Here is a 13,210-nt window from a genome sequence, read left to right as displayed (position 1 = left end):
ATATATGACTAGGTAATTCAAAAGAGAAATGCCGAATAATAAAAAATATGGATTGTATTGTAAAATATCTCGCAATTTATTTATTGTTACGAAAAATAAATAACTAATTTTAAATAAGTTACAATTTTTTTGTTCACAATGTTATGAGGTTGTTGTATAATGAAGGGGAAAATAGAATATCGGTCTATCTTCGGGGCAGGGTGAAAATCCCGACCGGCGGTGATGAACTATTTATGATTTTGTTCTAAGCCCGCGAGCCGTTAAGGCAGGATTTGGTGTGATTCCAAAGCCGACAGTACAGTCTGGATGGGAGAAGATGGAGGTTCAAGCGTTCAAAAAAGATATGGATTTGAACGTCTGTTTGATGTGCCTTAAATTCTCCCTTTGTGTAAAACACAAAGGTTTTTTTCGTTCTATGAAAAAATAGGCATAGCAGAACCTTTCCACTTTCCATGAGAAGATCGATGGAAAAGGAGAGAGAAAGATGAAACAAAAAAACAGTGTGGTGCAGATGGTGAGTGTAGCGATGCTAAGTAGTATTGCATATTTACTAATGATGTTAGATTTCCCGTTCCCAGGGCTTCCGCCATTTTTGAAAATTGATTTTAGTGATGTACCAGCTCTAATTGCAGCAATTATCTTTGGACCAGTAGCTGGAGTGATTGTAGAGGCAATAAAGAACATTTTACATTACGGGATTCAAGGAAGTTTAACGGGAGTACCAGTTGGAGAAATTGCAAACTTTATTGCAGGATGTTTATTTATTGGACCAGCAGCTTTCTTATTTAGAAAGTATCGTACTGTGAAGAGTTTAACGACAGGGTTAATGCTAGGGACAATTACAATGGCACTTATTATGAGTGTATTAAACTACATCATCATATTCCCGGCGTACACTTGGTTTTTAAATTCACCAGCTATGTCTAGCGAAGCTATAAGAACAACGGTTGTAACGGCAATCTTACCATTTAATTTAATTAAAGGAATTGTTGTAACAATTGTATTTGTGGCATTATTCTCACGCCTGAAAGTATGGGTGTTTGCAAAAATGAAAAATGCATAATATATATAAACCATTAGTAGTGTGGAACTACTAATGGTTTTTTATTAAGGAAAATAAAATTTAGATACAAAAAATGCCCCTCATCAATATGAGGGGCATTTTTTGAAGTTAATAAAAGACTATTCAAATTTTAAAGCGTCTCCGTCGAATGATTCGTCAGCAACTTTAATTGAGTCAGTTGGACAGCCTTCGAATGCATCCATCATATCTTCAATTAATACATCTGGAATTTCAACGATACCTTGGTTATCGTCTAATGTTACAAATGCAATACCTTCATCATCATAGTCATAAATGTCTGGTGCAGCAGCGCCACAAGCACCACATGCAATACAAGTATCTTTATCAACGATTGTATATTTTGCCATCTTTTTTCCCTCCTGATAATATGTATGTGAAAAGCTTGCCATAAAAATTATAACCTTATTGTAAAACGGTTTGTAAAACTTTTCAACATAAAATTATAATGATAATGCTTATCAATTAGTGTGTCAACTTATTTTTGAATTATGTCATAAGATTTTCAAAATACGTAAATATGATTTCGTTTGATACAATAGAATATATACAAGTATATAGTTCTTATTATGATAAGTTTAATGAGCGACAGTAGATAGTGTAATTGTACTGAAAAGAATGAAGTTAAGATTGGAAGGTGGAAGCGGTCATGCAAATACAATATACTTTGTTGCATTGTTTAAAACAATTGAATGGTGAAAGAACCGTTTCATCTATTTATTATTTACTAAAGGGCAAACGTTCTTCGCAAACTTTACAAGATGGAAATATGTTTAGAATTTCTTTTTTGTTCGGAATATATAAATCATTAAATAGAAATGACTATGATGGTGAAGTTGTAAAGTTGTTGCAAGCAGATTTTATTCAAGAAATACATGAAAATACATATGTGTTAACACCTAAGGGTAAAACGCAGTTACATAAATGGGAGGAAGTTTATGCTTTTCCAGCGCATTTGCATGGTTTACATTATGGAGAATTAGGTGAAACATTTTGGAAAAGATTGTCATTGATTATTCAAACTATATCAAATTTACAACAGAATAATACTAAGTTTATCCCGATTCAACAAGATACAGAAATAATGATGTGGGTGAAACGTTTTCTAACAGGAAGGCCATATAAGAGAAGTGAATTGGCGAGAAAACTGTGGACGGAAGTACATAATCTTTTAGAAAAAAGTAATGCGATAGAAGCGACGATTGTAACATATCGACTAACGGGTTATGAACGGATTGGTTGTACATTGCAACAATTAGCAGAAATTACGAAACAAGATATGTTCAGGGTGTATTTTTTATTTTGGGGTACAATGCATTTCTTTATACAAGAAGTTCGTGATAAAGAAAATGAATTTCCGCTATTAGCTGAAATTATATCTTATCCAAATGAGAGAGCTGAACTATTTAGTTTATCCACGAAAAAAACATATAATTTTTGGAGACAAGGGCGTTCTTTAGAAGAAATAGCAACGATTCGGAATTTGAAGGTTGCAACGATAGAAGATCATTTTGTTGAAATTGCTTTGCGAGAAAAAGATTTTTCTATTGAAATGTTTATGGAAAAAGAAAAGATAGACAAAGTAATAAAAGTAATTGAAGCATTGCAAACGCGGAAGTTACGTGTTTTGAAACAAGCGATTGGAGAAGATATCTCTTATTTTGAAGTTCGTCTTGTATTAGCGCGGATGGAGGGTGTAAATGAAACTTGAAGAATATTTATATAAGTGGTTTGGATATTCTGAATTTCGTCCAGGTCAAAAAGGAGTTATTACAGATTTATTAGAAGGAAAAGATGTGATAGCAATGCTTCCGACTGGAAGAGGAAAGTCTATGTGCTATCAGTTTCCGGGGCTTATGCGAGAAGGAACAGTGCTTGTTGTATCGCCGTTATTATCTTTAATGGAAGATCAAGTGACACAATTAAAGTATGTTGTGAAAAACCGAGTGATAGCATTTAATAGTTTTCGGACATTAAATGAAAAAAGAGAAGCGATGAAAAAATTATCTTCATATAAATTTATTTTTGTTTCACCAGAGATGTTACAGTCGGAGTTATTAATTAGGGAATTGAAGAAAATTCATATTTCATTATTTGTTGTTGATGAGGCTCATTGTATTTCTCAATGGGGTTATGATTTTAGACCGGACTATAAGAAACTAAATGTAGTTATTGAAAATATTGGTTCTCCTACAGTGTTAGCATTGACAGCCACAGCGACAAAAGGGGTACTGCAAGATATCGCAGACAGTTTAAATTTAAAGGGTGCCGCGGAACATGTATACTCTATTGACCGTCCTAATATTGCAATGGAGGTGCAATTTGTAGAGACGATAGAAGAAAAGAAAGAGGCGCTTTTGGAGCAGGTGATGTATTTACAAGGGCCGGGGATTGTATATTGTTCAAGTAGAGCGTGGACAGAAAGGTTAACGGAATACTTGAGAGGGAAAGGTGTTACTGGTGTAGCTTTTTATCATGGTGGTATGGAACATGAAGAGCGTATGTTAATTCAACAGCAGTTTATGAACGATCAATTGCAGCTTGTAATATGTACAAGTGCATTTGGTATGGGGGTAAATAAGGCGAATACGCAATATATTATTCATTTTCATTATCCAACTAATATAGCTTCTTACTTACAAGAAATCGGAAGAGCTGGAAGAGATGGCAAACCGAGTATAGCTATTTTATTGTGTAGTCCGTTGGATCATGATTTACCACTTTCAATCATTGAGGATGAATTGCCAAGTAAGTCGCAAATACAATTTTTATTTTCTTTACTACAAGAAAGAATGTTTCAAACGAAAGAATTACCAATAGAAGATGTAGAAGAAATTTGTTATAATGCAGCAAGATTTAATGAGCAATATTGGCGTTTCGTTCGTTATCATCTCGAACAGGTTGGAATTATACAACAACGAAGATTATTATTAGAGGGTTTGTCAGATGAAATTATGAACCGATTAATAGCTGAAGTAGAAATAAGGTTGCGTAATAAATATAGTGAATTAGAAAATATGAAGTCATGGATACGAGTTAAAGGATGTAGACGTGAATATGTGCTGCAACAGTTCGGTTATAGGAAAGAGAAAGAGTTAAATAATTGCTGCGATTATTGCGGTATTACAAAAGAAGATTATAAAAAAAGACGAGCGCAACAATCGGATTTCGACTATAATTGGGAAACAGAGTTACAAAAGCTTTTCGGCCTAGAAAAGATGGAGGAATGATGAACATTCAAAGGCATAATGTTGAAGATATGAGTCCGCAGGAAATAAGGCTGAATCTATATATAACACAGTTAATTATTATCGGTATTGGCTGTTTACTAGCATATATATTATTTCAAGATGTAAAAGAAGTGTTTAATTTATGGAAATGGGAACCAGTATCTATACTTATTATAGGTGGTTTGTTAGCGATTGGTATTGTGTTATTAGATTATGTTGCAATGCGAGTGTTTCCAGAGTCTTGGTTTGATGATGGTGGTATTAACGATAAGATGTTTCGAGGAATGTCGGTTCTACATTTACTCGTTATTACGTTCGTAATCGGTTTTGCAGAAGAATTTTTATTTAGAGGTGTAGTGCAGACTCATTTTGGAATTGTAATTGCGAGTTTAGTATTTGCAGTGTTACATATTCGTTATATAACAAAGCCATTTTTGTTTTGTTTCGTCTGTTTCATTAGTTTTGTCTTTGGTTATGTATTTGAATGGACAGGGAATTTGTTTATAACAATCTTTGCACACTTTCTTGTTGATTTTATAATGGGACTCCAATTAAGAAAATAAATGGAAGGTGGTGGTGAACAACATGAGGAAACGAATTCCTGATTTTGAAGAGGAATTAGAAGTTGAGCGAGTGGAAGAAAAAGAAAGTTTACCGCCGCGTAGTGAAATTCATAGAAATAAAGAGAAAAAACAAAAGTTTAAAATAAATCACATTTTCGTCCGGGTTTTAACATTTCTATTCATTCTGCTGCCAATTAGTATTTTGTGGTATACGGATAAATATATTCAGGTGAAGGGCGATAGTAATAATGCCGGGAAAAGTGCGTTTGAAGTAATCTTCTTTGATTCAGCTAAATCTGATTCACAGAAACAGTCTGAAAAAGCGATAACGCATACTGTGAAAGAGGGAGAAACTTTAGAAAGTATAGCGAAGCAATATTTTTCGGATGAAAATGGGATTGAAGTCATTAAAAAGTATAATAACTTGCAAGAAGATGAAGTGAGTGCAGGGCAAGAATTAAAAATTCCGATAAAAGATAAATCCACAAAGCAAGAGAGCTAGTGAATTAGGCGATCACAATTTGTTATAAAAGCCTAGGATTATCTTTATGAGGAGGGGAGTAAAAAATATGATATGGATTATATTATTCAGTACTCTCATAGGCATGGGGATTTTATTACTTCTTGTGATGTATAAAGAAGCAACGCGTAATACGGTGTTGGAACATACTTTAGTATTTAAAGAATTTCCGAAAAGTTTTCAAAAAGTAAATGTGTTTTTTATTTCTGATATTCATAGAAGAGTTATTTCGAATTTGTTAATTGAACAAGTAAAAGGAAAAGTAGATCTAGTAATTATCGGAGGAGATTTAGCAGAGAAAGGTGTCTCTTTATCAAAAATCTCTGCGAATATCCAAAAGTTAAGAGAGATAGCTCCTGTATATTTTGTGTGGGGAAACAATGATTATGAGATAGAATATCATGAATTAGATGCGTTATTATTAGAAAATAACGTAAAAGTTTTAGATAATACAAGAGTGGTATTTGAGTCTGAATTAGGAGAGAGAATTTGTTTGCTCGGTATAGATGATGTTGGATTGCACCGTGATCGTCTAGATTTGGCATTGGCGGATTGTAAAGAAGAAGGTTTTCGTATCTTAGTTAGTCACAACCCTGATATAATAAAAAAGATGTCTGGAAATGAGCAGATTTCACTTGTATTAAGTGGACATACGCATGGGGGACAAATCCGATTATTCCCATCTAAAAAATATTTAAAAGGTGGCGTATATAACCATTTGAATACCATTCTCTTTGTTAGTAATGGGTACGGAACAACATTGATACCACTTCGTTTCCGAGCACCTGCTCAAACACATATCATTACATTGTGCGGAGGGAAATGATGCCAACTCTTAGTGGAAAATATAATATAAAAGCTGTTTCGAATATAATTGGAGTTCAGCCGAGTACGCTTCGTGCATGGGAAAGACGATATCAAATTATTGCCCCAAAGCGGAATCAAGCTGGGCATCGTTTATATACAGAAGAACATATTCAAATTTTAAAATGGTTAATGGAAAAAGTTTCTTCCGGTATGATGATTGGACAAGCAGTTCAGTTATTAGAAGAGAATCGTTTGCAGAGTACAGTTCAAAAAGAGATACCTTTCGATAAAGAAGTTGTTTTAGTGGACGATTTGCTACAAGCTTTGTTAAAATTTGATGAAATTACAATTACTGCATTATTAAACGAAGCTTTTAGTATATATTCAACAGAGAAGGTTGTTGCCAGTATCGTTCTTCGAGTGACAGACAATTTATTAATGTCAAAAAATAATAATGAGATTTCAATGGCGCAATTCCAATATGCACTATCATTTTTACAAACGCGTCTAGGAATGGTGTATCACAATGCCTCAATGTTTTCCTCTTTACACAAAGTTATTGTGTTAGAAAAGAATGCATTGCAAGGATTTATTTTTTCAACGTATTTACGCTTAAAAGGATATGAGGCGATATATATTAGGACAAGCTTAGCTGAAGATGGTATGTTGTCAGCGGTAGAAGAAATACAGCCGAAATATGTATTTGTATCTTGTGCTGACGAACAAGAAATGAAAAAGACGATGAACTTTATAAATTTATTACAAGAAAAAAGGGAATCTCTTTCTGTTGGCTTTATCGGAAAGCTAGGCGTTCTAAACCAGTTGGACATTGAAACAACCTTAATTGGTGATACAAAAGAAGAATGGGATGAATGGTTAAAAATGTCGGAATAGTTGTTCGAAAAGAACCATCTATTTTCTATTTCATATAATAAAAATTAGATGCATTGGTTACGTAGGGAGGGTATGAGATGAGGCTGGAACGATTAAATTACAATAAGATAAAAATTTTTCTAACATTTGATGATTTATCTGAACGAGGATTAACGAAAGAAGATTTATGGAGAAATGCGCCGAAAGTACAGCAATTATTTCGTGATATGATGCAAGAAGCAAATAAGGAATTAGGATTTGAAGCAGATGGTCCGATTGCAGTTGAAGTATTTTCTCTACAAGCACAAGGGATGGTTGTAATTGTAACGAAAGAAAATCAAGAAATGGATACAGATGATGAGTTTCGTGACGAGTTTATTGAAATGCAAGTGACTCTAGATGAAAGTGAGCATATATTATATGAGTTTGCTACGCTAGATGACATAATTAACCTGTCGAATCGCTTATATAACCTTGGTGTAACTGGCGGAAAGCTATATACGTGGGATAAGCGCTTCTATCTTTGGATGGAAGAAGAGGAACAAATTCAATTGTTAAAGGCGGATTTTATAGCTATTTTAGCGGAATACGGTAATCCGTCTACCGCAACTATTTATCGCATCATGGAGTACGGTAAAGAATTAATGGATTTTAATGCGATAGAACAAATACACAATTACTTTGTGAAAAAACAAAACCTCAGCTAATACAACATAGCTGAGGTTTTGTTTTTATTTGGATAAGGGAAGGGATGATTGTAAATACTCCAACATACTTTTTTAAAATAAAATATGCAGTTTTATGGGAGTATGTTTGAGTAAAATAAAAAATATTTAAATATTTAAGTATTTTACTTTTCTAAAAGTAATAAAAGGACTATAATAATAGTGAAAACGCTTGCAACAGAAAATAGTTTGTATATATTTGTTAGCGTTTTCTATTGCATTCCAAATTTAAGGGTGTATACTAGGCAATGAAGGTTTACTAAACAAGTGAAATTACAGGGGGTTTACTTACTATGGTAGCCGAAAAGGGAACTCAAACAAAAACACAACAACAAAGGGAACAACATTTTGAACTATTGAATTCAACACAAATTGTTATTAGTGAAGCGTTAGAAAAATTGGGTTATCCAAACGAAGTATATGAATTATTAAAAGAACCAATTCGTATGATGACAGTGAAAATACCAGTTCGTATGGATGACGGGACTGTTAAAATATTTACAGGGTATCGTGCACAACATAATGATGCTGTTGGTCCAACGAAAGGTGGAATTCGCTTCCATCCGAATGTAACAGAAAATGAAGTGAAAGCACTTTCAATCTGGATGAGTTTAAAATGTGGTATTGTTGATTTACCATATGGTGGAGGTAAGGGTGGAATTATCTGTGATCCACGTGAAATGTCATTCCGTGAGTTAGAAAGATTAAGCCGCGGTTATGTACGAGCAATTAGCCAAATCGTAGGTCCGACGAAAGATATTCCAGCTCCAGATGTATTCACAAACTCTCAAATTATGGCATGGATGATGGATGAGTATAGCCGTATTGATGAATTTAATTCACCAGGATTTATTACAGGTAAACCGCTTGTATTAGGTGGATCACATGGCCGTGAAACAGCAACAGCGAAAGGTGTAACAATTTGTATTCGTGAAGCTGCGAAAAAACGTGGCATTGATATTAAGGGTGCACGCGTTGTTGTCCAAGGGTTCGGTAATGCTGGTAGCTTCTTAGCTAAATTTATGCATGATGCAGGTGCGAAAGTTATTGCAATCTCAGATGCTTACGGTGCGTTACATGATCCAAACGGATTAGATATTGATTATTTATTAGACCGTCGTGATAGCTTCGGTACAGTAACAAAGCTATTTAACAATACAATTTCAAATAAAGAATTGTTAGAACTTGATTGCGATATTTTAGTTCCAGCTGCAATTGAGAACCAAATTACAGAAGAAAATGCTAATGATATTAAAGCGAAAATCGTTGTTGAAGCTGCAAATGGTCCAACAACATTAGAAGCGACTAAAATTTTAACAGATCGCGGAATTTTACTTGTTCCAGACGTGTTAGCAAGTGCTGGTGGTGTAACAGTATCTTACTTTGAGTGGGTACAAAATAACCAAGGATACTACTGGACTGAAGAAGAAGTAGAACAACGTTTAGAAAAAGTAATGGTAAGATCATTTGATTCTATTTATGAAACAGCACAAGTTCGTAAAGTGAACATGCGCTTAGCGGCGTACATGGTTGGTGTTCGTAAAATGGCTGAAGCAAGCCGCTTCAGAGGTTGGGTATAAAATATTATATCTTGAGAAAACGTGATTTCCTTTCGAGGGAATCACGTTTTTTTGTTGAAGTATTAAATGAGGTGTTATATATGGAGAATGAAATGCTGGAACGAGTAGAACAATTAGAAGAAAAGGTTAAGAGGTTAGAGGGAGAACTTGCAAGAACGATGAAAGCTCGAAAAGTAAGTACCGTTAGAATGTTCGGAGAAGGGCTACTGTTTTTGATATTTGGTGTGGTTGTAGTAGGGCCGATTATTGCCGTTGTAATCTCAATTTTTACTTGGCTTGCTGAAAAATAAAATAAAAATAAAAAAAGAACGCTTGTTCTATACGAACAAACGTGCTATACTCTCCTTAGATAAACAAAACGGAAATGATTTTAAGGAGAGATAAATGATGAAAATGACAGTAGACCAAAGATTTATGATGCCAGCAGATGTTGTAGAGCGAGTGGAAGTATTACGAAACAAACAAAGCAAGCGTGGCACATTATTACAATCGGTAAATAAATTTTTCGGTTTAGATACGAAAGAAGATTGTGTTTGGTTTTACGGTTTTTATGGAGTGGCTGTAAGTATCTTGTTGTTTATGGTGTTCACTTCAAATATTTTCGATTTTCTCTTCGTGTAAGAAATATGCGATAAGGACGTTGCTACCGAATACATATATAAGGAAGTAAGGTAATCTTCTAGAGCGGGAGTTGGTAGCAATGGCGATGTTTCCTATAGAACGCAACTATATTGGATATGGAAGTTCACGGCCGGGGATTCCTCTGACTAAAGTGAGATTTATTGTAAGCCATGATACGGGGAATCCAGGAAGCAATGCGATAGGAAATCGAGATTACTTTAATGAATTACAACCGAAAGCTTCGGCGCATACATTTATAGATGATAAAACAATATTGGAGATTATTCCTATAAATGAAGTTGCGTATCATGTTCGATATGGTGTGCCGACGGATAATGACTTATACGGCTATGACGCGAATAAGGCGGCCATTGGAGTGGAACTTTGTTATGGCGGTGATGTTAACTTTTGGGAAGCATATAATCGTTTTACATGGTATCATGCGTATTTATGCCAAAACTTTGGCTTAAATCCGAAAAAAGATATCGTGTCACATAAAACGCTTGATCCAGCTAGAAAGATTGATCCTGAGAATGTATTAGGGAAACAAGGTATTAAATTTCAGCAGTTTTTAGCAGATGTCTATCGGATGTACGTTTCGTTTAGATGACAAATATATGAAAAATGAATACAATAAAGATAGGTACCTACTGCTGTAAGTAGGTTTTTTCTTGTTTTTATAAATAGTGTATTGGTAGAAGACTAGGAGTGGACGAGTATGCAGAAAGAAACAGTTATTATAATCGGAGGCGGTCCGTGCGGATTAGCGGCAGCGATTTCGTTGCAAAAGGTAGGGATAAATCCGTTAGTAATTGAAAAAGGAAACATTGTAAATGCCATTTATAATTATCCAACTCATCAAACATTTTTCTCTTCTAGTGAAAAATTAGAAATTGGTGATGTAGCTTTTATTACAGAAAATCGTAAGCCAGTTCGAAATCAAGCGCTTGCGTATTATCGTGAAGTAGTAAAACGTAAATCTGTACGTGTAAATGCTTTTGAGCGAGTGGAGAAAGTTCAAAAAGATGGAGGAGTTTTTCAAGTTGAGACGACAAAGTGTGACGGAAGTAAAGAAACATATATAGCGAAATATATTGTTGTAGCAACTGGATATTATGATAACCCAAATTATATGAATGTTCCAGGTGAGGGATTGAAGAAAGTAGCTCACTATTTTAAAGAGGGGCATCCTTATTTTGATCGAGACGTAGTAGTTATAGGTGGGAAAAATTCGAGTGTAGATGCCGCATTAGAACTTGTTAAAGCTGGTGCGCGTGTAACGGTACTGTATCGTGGAATTGAGTATTCGCCAAGCATAAAGCCTTGGATTTTGCCGGAATTTGAGGCGTTAGTACGAAACGGTACAATTCAAATGCATTTCGGGGCTCATGTGAAAGAAATTACTGAGCATACATTAACGTTTACAGTTGATGGTGAAGTTTATACAATCCAAAACGATTTTGTATTTGCGATGACTGGTTATCATCCTGATCATAGCTTCTTAACGAAGATGGGTGTTCAGATTGATGAAGAAACAGGACGTCCAATTTATACAGAGGATAGAATGGAAACGAATGCTGAAAATATTTTCATTGCAGGTGTCATTGCTGCTGGAAATAATGCAAATGAAATATTTATCGAGAACGGTAGATTTCATGGAGATGCGATTGCGCAAACCATTGCATCAAGAGAAAAATAAAAAGGAGTTGTCGAGAAAATCTCGACAACTCCTTTTTATTCGTGACATAATCATTTTTATTCGTGCATAAACATATTTTGAATGGATTCATGAGAATTTGTATTCTCTAATGCGACAAGTAATTTAATACGTGCTTTTTGTGCATTTAAGCCGTATGTGAATACAACGCCCATATCTTTTAAGTGTTTACCGCCACCTTCATACGAATATACGTCTTGAACGATACCGTTGAAACAGCGAGAAACTAATACGACAGGAATACCTTTATTTAATAATCGTTCTAGACTAGGAAGTGTTCTTGGAGGTAGATTACCTTGTCCGAGCGCTTCGATAACAATACCGTCTACAGGAAGATTTTCGATTGCTGCTAATAATGTATCATCCATGCCAGCATATGCTTTTAGAACAACTACATTTTTAGACACTGTGTTTATCGTATATGTTTCATGATGTACTAAAGCGTGATGGAAGACAACGCCGCGTTTTGTTACCATTCCAATTGGTCCGTATTGTGGGCTTTGGAATGTTGCTACATTACTTGTATGTGTTTTCGTTACATTTGTAGCGCAATGAATTTCGTCATTTAATACGACTAAAACACCTTTTTCTGCAGCTTCATCACAACTAGCAACCTTTACAGCTGATAAGAAGTTATATAGGCCGTCAGCACCTAATTCATTGCTAGAGCGCATTGCACCTGTCACAACGATCGGAATAGTTGCTTGTACTGTTAAATCTAAGAAATAGGCTGTTTCTTCTAATGTATCAGTACCATGCGTAATGACTACGCCATGAATGTTGTCTTGTTTTACTCTTTCATCAATGATGACTTGTAATTGTAACATTTCGCTCGGTGTCATATGGGGAGATGGTAAATGGAACACATCTTCAACGATTAAATCAACATCGCCTTCTAAATCAGGAATGAATTTTAAAAGAGGATTTTTTTCACCTGGTTGTACGACTCCAGTTTCTTTATCCTCCTCCATTGCAATTGTTCCACCTGTGTGTAAAACTAGGATTCTTTTCAATTCTTATACCCCTTTCAAGTAAAAAATACATTTAGAACATAACATGTTTTTAGTAAATTCGACAATGGAAATGTATAAAAGTATGCCTCGCAAATGACAATAAAATTAACTGCTATATGTACGATGTATAAAATTACGAAACGAGATGTGTAAATATAGTATAGGAGGGAGCAATTACGGTGGAAAAGATGGAGAGAATTTTTATTCGTATATTAATAATACAATTTATTTGTCTTTCTGTTGTGCAATTGTTATTTATACATAAGTCATCAGTGAAATATTTATCTAAAATTGTTTATTATGAAGGTGTCATGGTAAAAGACAAAGCGGAAATCTTACAGGTGAATAGGTAGTTTTCATTTTCTTCTATGAAGGATTATGCTACAATAATTGAGGATTTAATGACGTGAAGCAAATGAGAAGAAGCAGGGTGAACACCTGCTTTTCGTTTTGTTTTATAAGTGAAAAAATGAGGTGTTA

The 13,210-nt window shown here is 34.6% G+C and carries 16 protein-coding genes and 1 riboswitch; of the genes, 14 read left to right on the top strand and 2 right to left on the bottom strand.

Annotated features, from left to right (window positions below; genetic code table 11):
• Nucleotides 1-182 precede the first annotated feature (182 nt).
• A riboswitch (FMN riboswitch) is annotated at nucleotides 183-322 on the top strand.
• A gap of 162 nt (nucleotides 323-484) precedes the next feature.
• Entirely contained in the window at nucleotides 485-1,063 is a 579-nt protein-coding gene (locus DN403_RS17305; RefSeq protein ID WP_000810856.1) for an ECF transporter S component, read from the top strand.
• 119 nt (nucleotides 1,064-1,182) lie between these two features.
• Here DN403_RS17305 and DN403_RS17300 read toward each other — a convergent pair whose 3' ends face one another.
• Entirely contained in the window at nucleotides 1,183-1,431 is a 249-nt protein-coding gene (locus DN403_RS17300; protein ID WP_001151993.1) for a ferredoxin, read from the bottom strand.
• A 299-nt stretch (nucleotides 1,432-1,730) separates the two neighbouring features.
• On the opposite strand from DN403_RS17300, the gene DN403_RS17295 reads away from it, so the two are divergent.
• The 12 genes from DN403_RS17295 (at nucleotide 1,731) to DN403_RS17240 (ending at nucleotide 11,699) form a co-directional block, all read left to right on the top strand.
• Nucleotides 1,731-2,792 carry a YpbB family protein gene (locus DN403_RS17295; RefSeq protein ID WP_001167015.1) on the top strand — a complete coding sequence of 354 codons (1,062 nt, stop codon included), beginning with the start codon at nucleotides 1,731-1,733 and terminating at the stop codon, nucleotides 2,790-2,792.
• Nucleotides 2,782-4,311 carry an ATP-dependent DNA helicase RecQ gene (recQ, locus tag DN403_RS17290; protein WP_000762978.1) on the top strand — a complete coding sequence of 510 codons (1,530 nt, stop codon included), beginning with the start codon at nucleotides 2,782-2,784 and terminating at the stop codon, nucleotides 4,309-4,311. Before DN403_RS17295 ends, recQ begins: the two co-directional genes overlap by 11 nt.
• Nucleotides 4,311-4,874: a CPBP family intramembrane glutamic endopeptidase gene (locus DN403_RS17285; RefSeq protein WP_001025781.1), complete on the top strand. Its 564-nt coding sequence runs from the start codon at nucleotides 4,311-4,313 to the stop codon at nucleotides 4,872-4,874. Before recQ ends, DN403_RS17285 begins: the two co-directional genes overlap by 1 nt.
• A gap of 22 nt (nucleotides 4,875-4,896) precedes the next feature.
• Nucleotides 4,897-5,376, top strand: coding sequence for a LysM peptidoglycan-binding domain-containing protein (locus DN403_RS17280; RefSeq protein ID WP_001231548.1), 480 nt, complete (start codon nucleotides 4,897-4,899; stop codon nucleotides 5,374-5,376).
• A gap of 67 nt (nucleotides 5,377-5,443) precedes the next feature.
• Nucleotides 5,444-6,220, top strand: coding sequence for a metallophosphoesterase (locus DN403_RS17275; protein WP_000637802.1), 777 nt, complete (start codon nucleotides 5,444-5,446; stop codon nucleotides 6,218-6,220).
• Nucleotides 6,220-7,095, top strand: coding sequence for a MerR family transcriptional regulator (locus tag DN403_RS17270; RefSeq protein ID WP_001142721.1), 876 nt, complete (start codon nucleotides 6,220-6,222; stop codon nucleotides 7,093-7,095). Before DN403_RS17275 ends, DN403_RS17270 begins: the two co-directional genes overlap by 1 nt.
• Before the next feature lie 77 nt (nucleotides 7,096-7,172).
• Nucleotides 7,173-7,781, top strand: a complete 609-nt coding sequence (locus DN403_RS17265; protein ID WP_001235399.1) for a genetic competence negative regulator — start codon at nucleotides 7,173-7,175, stop codon at nucleotides 7,779-7,781.
• Nucleotides 7,782-8,092: 311 nt separating this feature from the next.
• The gene (gene gudB / locus DN403_RS17260; RefSeq protein ID WP_000225173.1) at nucleotides 8,093-9,379 is read left to right on the top strand and encodes an NAD-specific glutamate dehydrogenase; all 1,287 of its coding nucleotides are present in this window, start codon (nucleotides 8,093-8,095) and stop codon (nucleotides 9,377-9,379) included.
• A gap of 80 nt (nucleotides 9,380-9,459) precedes the next feature.
• The gene (locus DN403_RS17255; RefSeq protein ID WP_000426765.1) at nucleotides 9,460-9,669 is read left to right on the top strand and encodes a hypothetical protein; all 210 of its coding nucleotides are present in this window, start codon (nucleotides 9,460-9,462) and stop codon (nucleotides 9,667-9,669) included.
• A gap of 94 nt (nucleotides 9,670-9,763) precedes the next feature.
• A complete protein-coding gene (locus tag DN403_RS17250; RefSeq protein ID WP_002083150.1) occupies nucleotides 9,764-10,000 on the top strand; it encodes a DUF3961 domain-containing protein in 237 nt (78 codons plus the stop codon).
• 79 nt (nucleotides 10,001-10,079) lie between these two features.
• On the top strand, nucleotides 10,080-10,610 hold the full coding sequence (locus DN403_RS17245; RefSeq protein ID WP_001240655.1) for a peptidoglycan recognition protein family protein: 531 nt from the start codon (nucleotides 10,080-10,082) through the stop codon (nucleotides 10,608-10,610).
• Nucleotides 10,611-10,718: 108 nt separating this feature from the next.
• Nucleotides 10,719-11,699 (top strand): YpdA family putative bacillithiol disulfide reductase, encoded by a 981-nt coding sequence (locus tag DN403_RS17240; RefSeq protein WP_001168517.1) that lies wholly within the window; start codon nucleotides 10,719-10,721, stop codon nucleotides 11,697-11,699.
• A 56-nt stretch (nucleotides 11,700-11,755) separates the two neighbouring features.
• Here DN403_RS17240 and ansA read toward each other — a convergent pair whose 3' ends face one another.
• Complete coding sequence (gene ansA / locus DN403_RS17235; RefSeq protein ID WP_000822011.1) at nucleotides 11,756-12,730, bottom strand: asparaginase; 975 nt, start codon at nucleotides 12,728-12,730, stop codon at nucleotides 11,756-11,758.
• A gap of 179 nt (nucleotides 12,731-12,909) precedes the next feature.
• Between ansA and DN403_RS31210 the strand changes: the two genes are divergently transcribed.
• Complete coding sequence (locus DN403_RS31210) at nucleotides 12,910-13,083, top strand: YpfB family protein (RefSeq protein WP_000413849.1); 174 nt, start codon at nucleotides 12,910-12,912, stop codon at nucleotides 13,081-13,083.
• Nucleotides 13,084-13,210: the final 127 nt, after the last annotated feature.

The sequence above is a fragment of the Bacillus sp. AY2-1 genome, assembly GCF_008368965.1.
Taxonomy (GTDB): Bacteria; Bacillota; Bacilli; order Bacillales; family Bacillaceae_G; genus Bacillus_A; species Bacillus_A thuringiensis_S.
The sequence above is the reverse complement of the archived record's forward strand: the minus strand, read 5'-3'. Positions and strand labels throughout refer to the sequence as shown.

Excerpts from the sequence above, each read along its gene's own strand:
- DN403_RS17305 (WP_000810856.1), top strand. The coding sequence starts at position 485 with ATGAAACAAAAAAACAGTGTGGTGCAGATGGTGAGTGTAGCGATGCTA.
- DN403_RS17300 (WP_001151993.1), bottom strand. The coding sequence starts at position 1,431 with ATGGCAAAATATACAATCGTTGATAAAGATACTTGTATTGCATGTGGT.
- DN403_RS17295 (WP_001167015.1), top strand. The coding sequence starts at position 1,731 with ATGCAAATACAATATACTTTGTTGCATTGTTTAAAACAATTGAATGGT.
- recQ (WP_000762978.1), top strand. The coding sequence starts at position 2,782 with ATGAAACTTGAAGAATATTTATATAAGTGGTTTGGATATTCTGAATTT.
- DN403_RS17285 (WP_001025781.1), top strand. The coding sequence starts at position 4,311 with ATGAACATTCAAAGGCATAATGTTGAAGATATGAGTCCGCAGGAAATA.
- DN403_RS17280 (WP_001231548.1), top strand. The coding sequence starts at position 4,897 with ATGAGGAAACGAATTCCTGATTTTGAAGAGGAATTAGAAGTTGAGCGA.
- DN403_RS17275 (WP_000637802.1), top strand. The coding sequence starts at position 5,444 with ATGATATGGATTATATTATTCAGTACTCTCATAGGCATGGGGATTTTA.
- DN403_RS17270 (WP_001142721.1), top strand. The coding sequence starts at position 6,220 with ATGCCAACTCTTAGTGGAAAATATAATATAAAAGCTGTTTCGAATATA.
- DN403_RS17265 (WP_001235399.1), top strand. The coding sequence starts at position 7,173 with ATGAGGCTGGAACGATTAAATTACAATAAGATAAAAATTTTTCTAACA.
- gudB (WP_000225173.1), top strand. The coding sequence starts at position 8,093 with ATGGTAGCCGAAAAGGGAACTCAAACAAAAACACAACAACAAAGGGAA.
- DN403_RS17255 (WP_000426765.1), top strand. The coding sequence starts at position 9,460 with ATGGAGAATGAAATGCTGGAACGAGTAGAACAATTAGAAGAAAAGGTT.
- DN403_RS17250 (WP_002083150.1), top strand. The coding sequence starts at position 9,764 with ATGATGAAAATGACAGTAGACCAAAGATTTATGATGCCAGCAGATGTT.
- DN403_RS17245 (WP_001240655.1), top strand. The coding sequence starts at position 10,080 with ATGGCGATGTTTCCTATAGAACGCAACTATATTGGATATGGAAGTTCA.
- DN403_RS17240 (WP_001168517.1), top strand. The coding sequence starts at position 10,719 with ATGCAGAAAGAAACAGTTATTATAATCGGAGGCGGTCCGTGCGGATTA.